Genomic DNA, 13,989 nt, shown 5'->3' on the forward strand with positions numbered 1-13,989 from the left:
GCTGGGTCGGTTTTTTTGTGTCTGGCGTCTTGCGCTAGCTCGTGTATTTATCTGTTGCGTATATACTCTGCACAAAGCGTTAAATTACCCGTCGAGCGTGCTAGTCTAGAGAGTGTTTTGAACCAGCAGACATAATCGAATTGATATCTCCAACGTGTTTGATCAGCGCGTAAACAATGCGCAGGGCAAGCTGCGTGCGAACACGCTGAGAGAATGTGGGTTTGAGAGTGTGGGTTTTATTTCCAGCGCAGATGACATCAGCAAGGGGCGGACATGGCGGCGAGGGGAGTTAAATATAATAAAGGGGCAATGGCATGGTTTGCGATATTCCTGCTATTTCTAACGGCTATCACGGCATCTGCCGCCCAGGCGAATCCGCGTTATGCCGGTATCGTAGTCGATCTTGAAAATGGCGAAGTGCTGTACTCGGAAAACGCCGATGCACCACGCTACCCCGCGTCGCTAACCAAGATGATGACGCTATATCTAACCTTTGAAGCATTGGAAAACGGCGATCTAGGCCTTAATCAGGCACTACCCGTGTCCGCTCAGGCCGCCGCCATGCCCGCCACAAAACTGTGGCTTTCGGCGGGCAGTACCATCCCTGTGGATACCGCTATTCGTGCCCTGGCGGTACGTTCTGCCAATGACGTCGCCGTTGTGCTCAGTGAATCGCTAGGCGGTAGTGAACAACAGTTCGCCCGCATGATGACCGAGAAGGCGCGCGATCTCGGCATGACGGCGACCACCTTTCGTAACGCCTCCGGCTTGCCTGATGATCAGCAGATGACCACGGCCCGCGACATGCTCACTCTCTCGGTGCGCGTCATTCAAGATTTCCCTCAGTATTATCATTATTTTGGTCTACAAGAATTCACCTATCGTGGCACGCGCCACACCAGCCATAACCGCTTGGTGGGCAGCTACCCCGGTGCCGATGGGCTAAAAACGGGCTTTATTCGCGCCTCTGGATTTAACGTGGCAACCACCGCCGTACATGACGGTCGGCGTATGGTCGCGGTAGTGATGGGCGGTTTTAGCGCCTCCTCTCGCGATACGCATATGGCCAATCTGTTGGATAGAAGCTTTATGCGCGCGGAGTTGCGTGATCATCGCAGCTGGCTTGCGGATACCAGTTTTTCACAGGATTACATGAGTTTCCCGTCAGCTACTCCGCCGATCGCCCCTTCGCGTCCCGCACCGGTTTCCCAACCTAGCCAAATGCTCGCCCGTGTGGACACCACCACCATTTCACCTAGCCCAAGCGCGATGGTGGATGAGCGTCTGGCCAAGATGACCGTTGAAGGGCCGAGCGAAGTCTCAGCGGCATCGAATTCCGACCCTTTACAGGACTTTATTCAGCGCGAACGTATCATTGAAGCACCGCCAAGCGGGCACTGGGGTATTCAGGTAGGTGCGTTTAGTCAAGAAGCTCAGGCGCAGCAGCTGGCCCAGCAGGCAGCTCAGCGCTTAACCCAGAATTTATCCGGGCGTATTGCGGTGGATACCCTTGAAGGCCAAACGCCGGTTTACCGTGCCCGTTTGGTCGCCTTGGATGAGCACCATGCCCGTGAAGCCTGCCGAGAGCTTCTGCTGCAGGGCATGGAGTGCATGGTGGTTAACGCCAGCCTTTAAAACTGTGATGCACTTTAAAGCTGTGATGTACAAAGCAGAGCAAAGCCCCCGCTAACGCTTGGTTGATTAGCGGGGGCTTTTGTTTTTAAGCCGTACCAACAACCTGGGGGCGCGCGTGACAGCGTCATTAAAAGGCATTCTTTTCATGTGCGCAGGGGTGCTTTTTTTGTGCCTCGGTGATGCCATTGCCAAGTGGTTGGGGGAAGTGCACTCCCCGCTGCAGATCATCTTCTTTCGTGCCCTCGTATCGCTGCCGCTGATTGTATTATTGGCCTACACGTCGGGCGGGCTGAAAAAACTGCGCACCAAGCGTCCTGTCGTGCATTTAGTACGTGGATTGATCTACACGGCGTTGATGGTGAGTTTTGTGATGGGCCTAACGCTATTACCTCTGGCAGAAGCTACCGCGATTGCCTTTGTTGCCCCGTTATTTGTCACTCTGCTATCAGTCCCCATGCTCGGTGAGCGGATTGACCGGCCTGTCGTCATCTTTTCACTTATTGGGTTTGTGGGCGTACTGGTAGTCGTCAGACCGGGCGGCGATGCGTTTCATCTAGGCGCGCTGATCATGCTGGCCGCGGCGCTGTTCTATGCGTTGATGATGATCACCGCACGGCGCTATGGAAGCCAGGAGCATCTATGGGCCATGGTATTTTATATGATGCTCGTGCCGTGTGTGATCACCGGACTGTGTTTGCCCTGGGTATGGCAAACGCCTGAACCGCACCACTGGCTGGGGTTTTTGGCTTCGGGCGTATTAGGCGTGAGCGCGACGGCGTTTTTAACATTAGCGTTTCGCTATACGGCGGCGGCCATTGCCGCGCCGTTTGATTACACCGCCATGCTATGGGCCGTGGCGCTTGGCTGGTGGTTTTGGGACGAAACGCCGGATAGCTGGGTATGGGTAGGAAGCGTGCTGATTATCAGCAGCGGCCTGGCGATTGCCTACCATGATCGCCGAACAACCTTGAAACGCCGCCCCTCTGCATGAAGGTGATAAAGCGGACTGCTTCAGGCAAACGCATATACATCCATCGCCAGCACTCCATGCTCGACACTATGGTGCAGCTGCTTGGCATCGCCTCCTGCGCCCATCGCCACCAGCAACGGTTGAAAATGCTCGGGGGTTGGATGGTTTCTGCGAGCTTCGGGAGCATCCTGCCAGTCAAGTAATGCGTCGCGGTCATTACTAGCCAGTTTGCTATCGACCCAATCTGCGAACTCGCCCACCCAGTCTGGCATAGCGCTGCCCATGGGCATTGTCTCGTACAGATTGTGGGTCAAGCTGCCCGAACCAATAACTAAAATACCCTCGTCGCGCAGCGTGGCAAGCTTACTACCTAGCTCGGCAAGCTCCTGATTGGACCAGCGTATGGGCAGTGAGACAGACACCACCGGGATATCTGCTTTGGGAAACATAAGCGAAAGCGGTACCCAGGCACCGTGATCAAGCCCACGCTCGACACTCTGGGCACCGAGCAGTGCCGCCAGACGCTCAGCCAGTTCAGGCTCACCCGGCGCAGGGTACTGGCACTCGAACAGCGCCTGCGGAAAACCACCAAAGTCGTGAATGGTTTCCGGCCAGGCCGTGTTGCTTACCTTGAGCGCAAGGCTCTCCCAATGAGCAGAAACGACAACGACTGCCTTGGGTGCCAGCGTTTTGCCCAGCTCGCGCAGAAACTGATGTGCTGGGGTCGGGGTGAGCGCCAGCATCGGGGAGCCGTGGGATATAAACAGGCTAGGTAACATGATGACATCTCCTAACGGTAGCCCCGACGCTCGGGCTGAGCGCCAAGGCAAAGAATAGGGCTTTCAAAAATGGAGCTTTCAAACTAGCGGAAAAAACGACCCAGGTTGAAGCTGCCGCTACCTAATCCTGCTTGAACCAGTAGCGCAACGGTCCAGAACAGCGGGAATTCCCAGCCGCCGCCTTCATTAGAGAACATCCAGCCGTTGCCCAGGTGGATCGACGTGGCGCCCAGCAGGAGCGGTATCATGGCAAGACTAACCCAGCGGGTGTAAATGCCCAGTATTAGCGCTAAGCCGCCGCCCAGCTCTCCCAGAATGGTCAGGTAAGCCAGAAAGCCGGGTAAGCCTAACGATTCGAAGTAACCCACCGTCCCCGGCAGTGTAAATACGAAGACCTTAAGCAGGCCGTGGGCCAGTGCCATTACGCCAAGCGAAACGCGAAGTAGTGCGATGGCGTGGGGTTGAATATTCGCAGGCGCAGTCATCGCGGAAGAGGGTGCATTCATGAGGATATCTCCATTGGGGAACGATGTTTCAATGAAGACACTTTACGTGGCTATGACTGAGAGATAATCGACGTTTAACGAACATCACTGTTGGGTAATAGGCGACAATCCCATGTCACGCTCCCAGTAGGGTGGGTCGCCCCAGGCAGCCGCCAAATGGTCGATGAAGCGCTCTACTTTGGCAGGTAGAAAGCGCCGGGCTGGGTAAAGCGCATGAATATCCAATATTTTTGGCGCTAGTTCGGTTAAAACCGGGATTAAACGCCCTTCAATAATGCTTTCAGTCACCAAAAAGCTCGGCTGATGAGCGATACCCAGCCCCGCTTCGGCAACGTGGGTTAATACATCACCGTTGTTGCTTTCAAGCGGGCCGTGGGTGGACAGCGTGATATTGCCAAAACGCCAGTCGCCAGGGGTCGGGCCGCTACGATAGTGCAGGCACTGGTGCTGCTTTAAAGCTTCTATATTGGCAGGGACGCCGTGTTTGGCAAGATAGTCAGGCGAGGCGCAAAACAGCATTCGGCAGCGTGTCAGGCGGCGCGCCACCAGGCTTGAGTCCGGCAGGCTGCCGATGCGGATTGCAACGTCGTAGCCCTCTTCGAGAAGATCCACCCGGCGGTCGTTCAAGTCCAGGCGTACATCCAAGCCAGGATGCTGGGCCATAAAGCTTGCGACCAGAGGAGAAAGGTGGCCTACGCCAAAGCTCATGGGCCCATTGATGCGTAATCGGCCGCGCATCTCAGAAACGCCGCTGCCGACATCGGCGGCGGCTTCATCAAGCGCTTGCACAATTGTCTGTGCATGAGCCAGATAGCGCTCGCCCTCCGCCGTTAAATGCAGGCGCCGCGTGGTGCGCTGAATGAGCCGCACTCCCAGCGTTTCCTCAAGCGCCATGACCAAGCGCGAAACCCGCGTACGGGAAAGATTTAATGCCTCGGCGGCGCGCGTGTAGCTGCCCAGTTCGGCAACTCGCATAAAGGCGACTATCGGCTCAAGCTGATGCATAAAATCACGTCACTTAAAGGCTGGGCCGGGTAAAAAGGCGAGCGGCCTGATAAGGGGCGGGCTGGCCGCAAATAGCTGAAATAACCGCCAGCCCATTTGTACCGGCACGGAAGACCTGCTCGCTATGGTCGGCCTTTAACCCACCGATGGCAACGCTGGGCAGCGGTGAGGCAGCTGCCAGCTGCGCAAGGCCCTCAAACCCGATAGGGAGCGCATGGTCACGTTTGCTCTGCGTGGCAAACACCGGGCCCAGTCCCACATAGTCTAAAAGCTCTACCGGGGCCGCTTGAAGCTGCGCAAGCGTGTTAATGGAAAGCCCGATAATAGCGTCTGGCCCCATTGCGGTGCGCGCCTGTTGAGCGGCGGTATCGCTTTGCCCGACGTGTAGCCCATCCGCACCGCTTTCCAGCGCGACCACCAAGCGGTCATTAATCACCAGCGGCACACTGCTACCGGCCAGGGCGGCCTTGAGGCGTTTAGCCTGCTTAATCATATCGGCATCGCTTGCCTGCTTATCACGCAGCTGAACAAAGCTTACGCCACCCTCGACGGCTTCAACGACCGTGCGCTCAAGGCCATAGGGTTGGCATAAGCGGGCATCCGTCACCAGATAGAGCGAAAGATCAAAGTGCATTTAACCTTTCTCCAGGCCGGTGAACGTATCAAGATCGCTTGGCGTCAGTTGATAAAGCGCATCCAGAAGCGCCACTTGGAAGCTGCCGGGGCCGGTTGCCAGCGCTCCTGCGCGCTCGCCTGCCACGCCAAAGCTTGCCAGTGCCGCCACGGTCGCCACTAACGGTGTTTCAGGCCGGGTGGCGATAAATGCCGCTACGGTGGCGCTCAATGCACAGCCAAGAGTAGTTACACGTGGCATTAACGAATGCCCGCCGGTTAGCCGCCAGTGCTGGGTGCCATCGGTCACGAAGTCATGCTCGCCGGTCATGGCGACAATACAGCCTTGCCGGTTAGCCAGGATAATAGCGGCGTCACGCGCCTCGTCGATTGAAGCCGTGGCATCGACGCCTCGACCCTGGTGGGTCAGGCCCGTCAGCGCGATAATTTCTGAAGCGTTGCCCCGAATCACGCTGGGTGAAAACGCCAGCAACTGCTGGGAAAGAGTTTGCCGGTAGCGTGTAGCGCCCACGGCAACCGGATCAAATACCCACGGGGTGTTATTTTCCTGCGCTGCCTTCGTCGCCTGCTGCATGCCCTCGGCCCAGGTTGGCGAAGGCGTGCCAATATTGATCGAGAGCGCCCCGGCCAAGCGGGTAAATTCGGCAACTTCCTCGACGGCATGCAGCATGGCGGGGGAGGCGCCCACCGCTAACAGGCAGTTAGCGGTGCTGTTCATTGCCACAAAATTGGTAATACAGTGCACCAGCGGTGTCGTGCGTTGCACGGCGAAGAGAGCCTCGCCAAGCGGGAGTGATGTCATAGCCACCTCACAGCGTAGATCGGGTGCGAAACGACACCGCGACTTCCTACGCCGGTATTATCCGGTTCAGGTTCAAAGGGTGCGTCTCAGCTCGATGATCTCAAGCGCCCCTGTCGGTAGGGCTACTATCCTAGCCTGGGGAGGAGGTGTAAAGCATCAGTGACGTCTAAAGCAGTTGCCGTCGTTCATGCAGTTCTTCAAAACAGTTCTTCACAACAGTTCTTCACGACAGTCATTTACTACGGTTATTCTCGACAGCCGCAAGGCACTAATAAACCAAATCCAGGGCGTGTTGGCGCAGAATGTTCAGGGTGGTTACTTCAAGCGCTTTCTCATGCGTTCCGGATAAAATGACCGGCGGCGCCACCCCCACGTTAGCCGCCTGCTGCCAACGGCTGGCGCATAAACACCAGCGATCACCGGGTGATAGGCCGGGAAAACCAAACTGGGGTTTAGGCGTGCTTAAATCATTGCCCTGCGCCAGAGAGTAGGCAAGGAACTCCTCTGTCATAATCGCGCAGATGGCATGGATCCCTACATCTTCAGGACCCACACGGCAAAAACCATCGCGGTAAAAGCCCGTTTTGGGTGAATGGCAGCAAGGCGTCAGGGGTTCGCCCAGCACATTTAGATCACGCGACATGTCGCCTCCAGAGTGTCAGGGCTAGAATAATCGGTATCCTGCCCACATGGTGTGTAACCACAGTTTCATCAAGCGATGGTTGCGTTTAACTATAGGCTTGTACACGGTGTCAGTTTTGTCAAAGATAACTGCTAAATCGAATCATTTAGCAGCAAAATTCGTAAGGATCCTAAGATGAGTTTTGAAGGCGAGCAGTATCCAGGCGTTGCACCCGTTGCTCCGCAGACCCAAGGTTTCCGTTTAAACCATACAATGCTGCGGGCGAAAGACCCTGAACGGTCGCTGGCTTTTTACTCGCAGGTATTTGGTATGCAGGTACTGCGTCGGCTGGATTTCGAAGAGATGCAGTTTTCGCTCTACTTCTTAGCCAATCTGGAAGCCAGCGATCAGGTGCCGGAAGATACTCAGGCGCGTACCGCCTGGACCTTCGGCCAGAAGGGCCTTTTAGAGCTTACCCATAACTGGGGCACTGAGAGCCAGGAAGACTTTGCCTACCACGATGGCAATGCCGAGCCTCAGGGGTTTGGGCATATCTGCTTTAGCGTACCGGATTTATCAGCCGCCCAGGCGTGGTTTGACGAGCACGATGTAACGTTCGTAAAGCGGGCCGATCAAGGCAAAATGAAAGACGTCGTGTTCGTCAAAGACCCAGACGGCTACTGGATTGAAGTCGTCCAGGCCGACCTAATGGCGGCGTCGGGCGACTAATATGGCACATTTGCTGTTTCGGCTGCGGCACGTCACCGATGAAGAAGCCATGGAAATTCGCGCCTTACTCGCCGAGCATCGCTTTGATGTATACGAAACCCAGGCGGGGTTTTTCCGCTTGGGGGTCGATGCTATTTGGCTACGCGATGAACGCCAGCGTGAAGCGGCCGAAACAGCCCTGGCCGCCTATCAGGTAGCGCGCTTTCAGCATGCTCAGCGCGAATTACACGAGGCCCAAGCGCAAGGAAACGCGCCAACGCTTTGGCGACGGCTCCTCGAGCACCCCGTGCAAGTCGCGTTAGTGCTCATCGCGGTGGGGCTGATTGTGGCCCTTACGGTAGGCCCTTTTTTAGGCTTACTGCGCGGTTAGCGCCTTTGCCGTTAAGCCGCTGTCAGGTGGCCGCGTTTAAGGTACATCCTGACGCCCTCGCTGCCGGCAGTTAACGCAGGCGTTGCACCCGTCGGGTAGCGGCACCAGGTGCCAGCCGTGTAGTGGTGTGTGCTATCGCTTAGCGTGCCTTCCAGAATAAACAGTTCAAGCCCGCCTTTAAGCGTGGGGTAGGCAATTGAAGTACCCGCCGCCCAATGTTCCAGGCTAATACGTTCCTGCTTGAACGTGTGGAGCATCTTGTAAGCAATGCGCGGTCGACGGTCGGGCTGCCAGGGTAGCCGGTGGGCCGGTACGGCCAGCTGCAGCGTATCGTTGGGGTCAAACTGATGCAGTTTGACGAAAATCAGCGCGCCTTCATCGCCAATCTGCGGCGTATGGGCGGTACCGATCGGATTGCGCAGGTAGCTTCCCGCCGGGTAACGGCCGTGTTCATCGGCGAAAACGCCTTCCAGCACCAATATTTCTTCACCACCGCCATGGGCGTGAGGGGCAAATTGACTATTGGGCGCATAGCGCACCAAGCTGGTGGCACGGGCTACTTCGTCGCCGACCCGGTCCAGCATCATGCGTTCAACGCCCGCACTGGGGGCGTCTACCCACCGGTACTGCTCCGGGGTCACGCTGACAAACTGAGAAAAATCGGCATTCAAGTGCATGATGTTAGCTCGGTAGCGGATGAATCTGCACAGTCTCGATAGATCACCCGGCAATTGCAACCAGCTATTACTAAACAAAGCCCTGACTATTTGCATAGCCAGGGCATATCACTCTTTAAGGAGTGTCCATCAGCGCGGTCAGGATATGATAGGCGGCCTCAATGCGGGCCTGGTTAGGGTAATTGCGATTCGCCAGCATAACGATTCCCATCTGCTGGCTGGGTACAAAAGCCACATAGGCACCAAAACCGCCGGTTGAGCCGGTCTTGTTGAACCACACGTCCTGAGTAGCCGGTAGTGGCGGCTGCAAGCGCCTCGCTTCGTTGGCTTCTAAAGCCATCTCAAGCGAATTTCCGGCGCGTAGCTGATCAAGCGTTACCGGATAGGCATATCGCTCCCAGCCCAGGGCCTGGGTCATATCACCCATACTGAAATAGCCCATTTGCGTTGTCTCTAACGCTTCACGCAGTGTCTCGTCCAGTGTTGAACTATCCATGTGGGCTTCAATGAACGTCAGCATGTCTGCCGTATTGGTCTTCACGCCGTAGGCCTGGGCATCCAGCACGCCTGGGTTTACCCGAACTGCCTCATCGTCTTTCGAGTAGCCATAGGCATAGTGTGGCTGCTGTTCTTCCGGTACTTCCAAGTAGCTGTGCTCAAGCCCAAGCGGTGAGAACACATGCTCTTCCATTAACGCCGCATAGGGTTCGCCAAGCCGCTGCGCCGTCAAATAGCCAAACAAACCAATGCTTGGGTTGGAATACTGTCGGTGAGTACCGGGGGGATAGTCCGGTTGCCAGTGGCGATAGTAGTCGAGCATTTCGTCTTCATCTTGCACGTCATCGGGAAACTGCAAAGGCAGCCCGCCCGCCGTGTAGGTGGCAAGTTCCACAAGGCTTACGTCATCAAAAACGCTGCCTTCAAGTGCCAGCAGGTATTGGCTGGCAGAATCGTTTAACGACAGTGCACCGCTCGCCTGCGCGTAAGCGCCCAGCGCTGTGGTAAAGGTCTTACTGACCGAACCCAACTCAAACAGGGTGTCGGCTGTAACCGGGGTATTCGCCGCTTGATCGGCGACACCATAGTTAAAGTAATACCGCTTGCCATCAACACTCAGCGCCACGGCCATACCCGGAATACGATGTTCCGCCATTAGCGCCGTTATGGTGTCGTTGACCAGCGCATCTATCTGAGGATTATTCTGCTCATCAGATGCCCAGGAAAATGAGCCGATAAAGAGCGAACCTGCAATAATAAGACCTGTTTTCGCTGCAAATATCCTGTTCATATAAAAAACCTAGTAGTCAGAGGTTAGTGATGAATGGCGTTTTAATGGTCTGGATGGCGAGTAAGTTACGGTTAATGGCGCTGCCTGACAAACAGCGATATTTTGTACGCGCCATTAGAAAAATTAGGGGGTAAAAGAGTGCGTCCTTATTTGCCACTAAAAGCGCTGCGTGCCTTTGAGGTATCGGCTCGCCATTTGAGCTTTACCCGCGCCGCGGAGGAGCTCTGCGTAACCCAGGCCGCCGTTAGCCATCAGGTTAAGCTGCTGGAAAGCCAGCTCAAGGTTCCGCTATTTACCCGCTTGCCCCGAGGGTTAATGCTGACCCAGGAGGGCGAGGGGCTGTTGCCGGTATTGAGAGAGGCGTTTGATCAGATCACGCACACGCTAGAGCAACTAGGCGAGAGTAATTACCGTGAAGTGTTAAACGTAGGCGCAGTGGGTACGTTTGCGGTGGGTTGGCTGTTGCCCCGGCTGGCCGATTTTCAGGAAAAGCACCCCTTTATTGATCTACGCCTTTCCACGCACAACAACCGTACGGACATGGCCGCCGAAGGGCTTGATTTTGCCATTCGCTTTGGCACCGGCGCCTGGCACGGTATTGCCGCGCAACCCTTATTGCCGGCATCCTTATCCGCGATGTGCACACCGATAATCGCCGCACGGCTTAAAACGCCAGCTGATGTATTAAATGAGACGCTGCTACGCTCCTATCGCGCTGACGAATGGACAGAGTGGCTGCTCGCGGCCGAAGGGCCGGTTAATCTCCCGCTACCTAAAAGCATCGTATTTGATTCATCTATCGCCATGGTGGATGCCGCACAGCAGGGTATCGGAGTGGCTTTGGCGCCCCCGTTGATGTTTTCAAGGCAGTTGAATAGTGGTGCGTTGGTACAGCCATTTTCGACGGCCGTTAGCCTGGGTGGGTACTGGCTTACTCGTCTGCAGTCACGCGAAGAAACCCATGCCATGGCATCTTTTAGGGAGTGGTTGAGCGTAGTATGTTAAGTGTCGTAACCAGCGCCTGAACGGCGCTGGTTATCGGGCGAGCGTTACCAGCCAAAAAGTTTACGCGATGCTTGCAGCGCCTGTTTAGTGGCTATGCTCGCTGTGATCGTGATCGTGATCGTGATCGTGATCGTGATCGTGATCGTGTCCTTCGTCAGCCTCATGGTCATCATGACCCGGTTCTGCCAGCGAGTCGTGCAGCGTCTGGGCATTGTGGCGCATCATGCCCAGGTACGTGCTGGCGTCACCCTCAGAAGCCAGGGCATCCGCGTAAAGCGTTCCGGCAATAGGCAGACCCGTCTCTTCCGAGAGCTGTTGAATGACCGCAGGATTGGTCATGTTTTCATGAAACAGCGCTTGGACGTTCTGGTCGTTAATCACATCCACCAGTTCCGCCATGCTGGCGCCGCTGGGCTCTACTTCGGTAGACAGGCCAACCGGCGATAAAAAGTGAATGCCGTAAGCGTTGGAGAAGTAGCCAAACGAATCGTGGCCGGTGATGACGCTGGTGGACGACGGAATCTCACTGATCAGTTCGCGGATTTCAGCGTCAACTTCTGCCATTTCGGCTAAGTAGCTATCGGCGTTAGCCCGGTACTCATCGGCATTCGCTTCATCGGCTTTAATCAGGCCATCGCGGATGTTGGTGATGTATACCCGCGCTTGCTCCATATCCTGCCAGGCGTGAGGATCAAATTCGCCGTGGTCATGATCATGATCGTGTCCATGATCGTCGCCATGTTCGTGATCATGCCCGTGGTCGTGGTCGTGGTCGTGTCCGTGATCGTGATCATGCCCATGATCTTGGCTGTGTCCTGCGTAGGATAGCTTTTCAATACCGTCCGTCGCCGTGACCCGGGGGCCTTTGTAATCGCTTGATTCAATTAGCCGTTCCATCCAGCCTTCAAACAGCAGGCCGTTGAACACTACCAAATCAGCTTCCGCCAGCGCACGTGCATCACCCGGACGGGGAGAGTAGACATGCGAATCACCATCGGCGCCAACCAGTGATGTAACGTCCACATGCTCGCCGCCCACATTCTCGACGATATCGCCAAGAATCGAGAAGCTCGTGACTACCTGAACGCGGTCCGCTGCGATGGCGGCGGGCAGCGCTAGCATCGCGGATACACCGACCAGCAAGCGTGAAGATAACCGTAAAGACATACCTACTCCTGTTTAATGATTTACGTAGATGCCTCGGCACTCAGCGGTGCAGTCTTGCGTCTGAGCTTGGCTGCCAAACTGTGATAGCGACCAAACAGCGCCGAGAAAAAATAACCCGCGCCAGCCAGCAAAATAATGCTTGGCCCCGAGGGAATATCCAGATGAAACGAGAGCAATAAGCCACCCGTGCTCGCCACCATGGCCAATACAACGGCAATGCCTATCAACCCTTCCAGCCGCTTGCTCCAAAAGCGAGCCGCTGTGGCTGGCAGCATCATCAGGCCCACTGCCATCAGTGTGCCCAGTGTTTGAAAGCCCGCGGTCAGATTGAGCACTAACAGGCCTAGAAACACGCTATGCACCCAGCCGTTACGCCGGCTTTGCCCACGCAGGAACAGCGGGTCCAGACACTCCACCACCAGCGCGCGAAAAACGACCGCCAGGATGACCACAATCAGTGTGCTAATACCGGCGATAAGCACCAGAGCGGTGGAGTTAACCGCTAAAATCGACCCAAACAGCACATGGGTTAAATCAACGCTGCTCCCGCCAAGGGAAATCAACATGACGCCTGCAGCCAGCGAGATAATAAAAAAACTCGCCATCGCGGCATCTTCACGCTGACCGCCCATCTTGGAGACAGCGCCCGCCAGTAACGCCACCAAAAGCCCGAACATCACACCGCCGATGCTCATAATGGGCAGCGAAAACCCGGCGAGTAAAAAGCCAATCGCCACGCCCGGTAAAATGGCATGGGCCATGGCATCGCCAATCAGGCTCATCCCGCGTAATACCAGAAATACGCCCAGCGGCGGGGCGGCAAGCGAAAGCGCTAAACCACCCACCACCGCACGGCGCATAAAGCCGTAGTCAAAAGGGGCGATAAACCACGCGTTAAGCAGTTCCAACATGCTGGCCCCCTAAGGTAAACGGCACGACCTGAGCTGGCGCCTGTGAGTGCGCCAGCGCGCTGGGCGCCACCCAGCGGCCGTGGCCACCGTTTAGCATCAACACCTCATCAGCCAGCCGCCGTAAATGGTCCATATCGTGCAGCACAATAATGATCGTGACGCCGTTATCTGCCATTTGGCGCAATATGCGAATCAGGATATCCACCGTATCGCTGTCAACGTTGGCGAAGGGTTCATCAAGTAGCAGCAGCTCGGCTTCCTGCATTAACGTACGCCCGATTAACGCCCGCTGGCGCTGACCGCCAGAAAGCTCACCCAGCGGGCGGTGGGCCAAATGCGAAATACCCAAGCGCGCCATGATGTCGCGGCCGCGACGATAATGCGCCGCACAGTAACCCTTAAGCGCCCCGTGGCTTGGCCAGGTGCCGGTCATTACCAGTTCTTCCACACTCATCGGAAACGTCAAATCGAGCGCCAGCTGCTGCGGCAACCAGGCACGCCGTTCGGATGCGATAGTGCACGATACTGTTCCGCTAATAGGTCTTAGCTCGCCCATAATGGCCTGAATAAGCGTGCTCTTACCCGCCCCATTGGCACCAATCAAGGCGGTAATCGCCCCCGGCTTGAACTCCCCATCAAGGTGCTCCAATACCGTGCGACGCCCCTGAGCCAGGTGTAAGTTCCTAAGCGTCAGGTGCGATAAAGCATGTTGGCTCATGGCGGCCACCCGCCTGCCCACACCACCAGCGCCCACAGCAGCACTAACGGCACAGCCACAAACACCAACCGTTTAGTGGCTGACAATGACATTAAAGAGAAGTGGCAAGGCCCTTCTCGGTTATGACGGTGCGTGCGATGACTCACTGAATATCCTCTTAACAATAGAATAA

The 13,989-nt window shown here is 56.0% G+C and carries 17 protein-coding genes and 1 riboswitch; of the genes, 5 read left to right on the forward strand and 12 right to left on the reverse strand.

The genetic code is table 11. The annotated features are described in order from the left end of the window. Positions 1-309: 309 nt before the first annotated feature. Both ACT3R7_RS11005 and ACT3R7_RS11010 read left to right on the forward strand, forming a co-directional pair. Positions 310-1,635, forward strand: a complete 1,326-nt coding sequence (locus ACT3R7_RS11005; protein WP_193091505.1) for a D-alanyl-D-alanine carboxypeptidase family protein — start codon at positions 310-312, stop codon at positions 1,633-1,635. A gap of 115 nt (positions 1,636-1,750) precedes the next feature. Beyond that, positions 1,751-2,626, forward strand: coding sequence for a DMT family transporter (locus ACT3R7_RS11010; protein WP_318782725.1), 876 nt, complete (start codon positions 1,751-1,753; stop codon positions 2,624-2,626). 20 nt (positions 2,627-2,646) lie between these two features. On the opposite strand, the gene ACT3R7_RS11015 is transcribed toward ACT3R7_RS11010, so the two are convergent. The 6 genes from ACT3R7_RS11015 to ACT3R7_RS11040 all read right to left on the reverse strand — a co-directional run bounded on the left by ACT3R7_RS11015 (position 2,647) and on the right by ACT3R7_RS11040 (position 6,973). Beyond that, entirely contained in the window at positions 2,647-3,384 is a 738-nt protein-coding gene (locus ACT3R7_RS11015) for a dioxygenase family protein (RefSeq protein WP_192536498.1), read from the reverse strand. Positions 3,385-3,467: 83 nt separating this feature from the next. Then, complete coding sequence (locus tag ACT3R7_RS11020) at positions 3,468-3,890, reverse strand: DoxX family protein (RefSeq protein ID WP_496199095.1); 423 nt, start codon at positions 3,888-3,890, stop codon at positions 3,468-3,470. A gap of 84 nt (positions 3,891-3,974) precedes the next feature. Beyond that, positions 3,975-4,895 carry a LysR family transcriptional regulator gene (locus tag ACT3R7_RS11025; RefSeq protein WP_193091507.1) on the reverse strand — a complete coding sequence of 307 codons (921 nt, stop codon included), beginning with the start codon at positions 4,893-4,895 and terminating at the stop codon, positions 3,975-3,977. Between the two features lie 13 nt (positions 4,896-4,908). Then, on the reverse strand, positions 4,909-5,529 hold the full coding sequence (thiE, locus tag ACT3R7_RS11030) for a thiamine phosphate synthase (RefSeq protein ID WP_193091508.1): 621 nt from the start codon (positions 5,527-5,529) through the stop codon (positions 4,909-4,911). Then, positions 5,530-6,330: a hydroxyethylthiazole kinase gene (gene thiM, locus ACT3R7_RS11035; RefSeq protein WP_193091509.1), complete on the reverse strand. Its 801-nt coding sequence runs from the start codon at positions 6,328-6,330 to the stop codon at positions 5,530-5,532. A 26-nt stretch (positions 6,331-6,356) separates the two neighbouring features. Continuing rightward, positions 6,357-6,452: riboswitch (TPP riboswitch) on the reverse strand. Positions 6,453-6,598: 146 nt separating this feature from the next. Further along, positions 6,599-6,973 (reverse strand): DUF2237 family protein, encoded by a 375-nt coding sequence (locus tag ACT3R7_RS11040; protein WP_018917709.1) that lies wholly within the window; start codon positions 6,971-6,973, stop codon positions 6,599-6,601. A gap of 174 nt (positions 6,974-7,147) precedes the next feature. Here ACT3R7_RS11040 and gloA point away from each other — a divergent pair, with 174 nt between their 5' ends. After that, a complete protein-coding gene (gene gloA / locus ACT3R7_RS11045; RefSeq protein WP_193092754.1) occupies positions 7,148-7,681 on the forward strand; it encodes a lactoylglutathione lyase in 534 nt (177 codons plus the stop codon). A gap of 1 nt (position 7,682) precedes the next feature. Then, the gene (locus ACT3R7_RS11050; protein WP_193092755.1) at positions 7,683-8,051 is read left to right on the forward strand and encodes a DUF6164 family protein; all 369 of its coding nucleotides are present in this window, start codon (positions 7,683-7,685) and stop codon (positions 8,049-8,051) included. Positions 8,052-8,062: 11 nt separating this feature from the next. Here the strand turns inward: ACT3R7_RS11050 and ACT3R7_RS11055 are convergent, their stop codons facing one another. Together ACT3R7_RS11055 and ampC are read right to left on the reverse strand one after the other, a co-directional pair. After that, on the reverse strand, positions 8,063-8,728 hold the full coding sequence (locus tag ACT3R7_RS11055) for a cupin domain-containing protein (RefSeq protein ID WP_192536505.1): 666 nt from the start codon (positions 8,726-8,728) through the stop codon (positions 8,063-8,065). A 115-nt stretch (positions 8,729-8,843) separates the two neighbouring features. Beyond that, on the reverse strand, positions 8,844-10,016 hold the full coding sequence (gene ampC / locus ACT3R7_RS11060; protein ID WP_417421368.1) for a class C beta-lactamase: 1,173 nt from the start codon (positions 10,014-10,016) through the stop codon (positions 8,844-8,846). A 138-nt stretch (positions 10,017-10,154) separates the two neighbouring features. Here ampC and ACT3R7_RS11065 point away from each other — a divergent pair, with 138 nt between their 5' ends. Continuing rightward, positions 10,155-11,021 (forward strand): LysR family transcriptional regulator, encoded by an 867-nt coding sequence (locus ACT3R7_RS11065; RefSeq protein ID WP_193092757.1) that lies wholly within the window; start codon positions 10,155-10,157, stop codon positions 11,019-11,021. Positions 11,022-11,105: 84 nt separating this feature from the next. Here ACT3R7_RS11065 and ACT3R7_RS11070 read toward each other — a convergent pair whose 3' ends face one another. The 4 genes from ACT3R7_RS11070 to ACT3R7_RS11085 are packed head-to-tail and all read right to left on the reverse strand — an operon-like array spanning position 11,106 to position 13,963. Further along, entirely contained in the window at positions 11,106-12,188 is a 1,083-nt protein-coding gene (locus ACT3R7_RS11070) for a metal ABC transporter solute-binding protein, Zn/Mn family (RefSeq protein ID WP_496199096.1), read from the reverse strand. 20 nt (positions 12,189-12,208) lie between these two features. Continuing rightward, positions 12,209-13,099: a metal ABC transporter permease gene (locus tag ACT3R7_RS11075; protein WP_192536509.1), complete on the reverse strand. Its 891-nt coding sequence runs from the start codon at positions 13,097-13,099 to the stop codon at positions 12,209-12,211. After that, the gene (locus ACT3R7_RS11080) at positions 13,083-13,817 is read right to left on the reverse strand and encodes a metal ABC transporter ATP-binding protein (protein WP_193092759.1); all 735 of its coding nucleotides are present in this window, start codon (positions 13,815-13,817) and stop codon (positions 13,083-13,085) included. Before ACT3R7_RS11080 ends, ACT3R7_RS11075 begins: the two co-directional genes overlap by 17 nt. Further along, positions 13,814-13,963: a hypothetical protein gene (locus ACT3R7_RS11085; protein ID WP_192536511.1), complete on the reverse strand. Its 150-nt coding sequence runs from the start codon at positions 13,961-13,963 to the stop codon at positions 13,814-13,816. The genes ACT3R7_RS11080 and ACT3R7_RS11085 overlap by 4 nt, the downstream gene beginning before the upstream one ends. Between the last annotated feature and the right edge of the window lie 26 nt (positions 13,964-13,989).

Source organism: Halomonas sp. AOP43-A1-21, assembly GCF_052376775.1.
GTDB classification, from domain to species: domain Bacteria; phylum Pseudomonadota; class Gammaproteobacteria; order Pseudomonadales; family Halomonadaceae; genus Vreelandella; species Vreelandella colorata.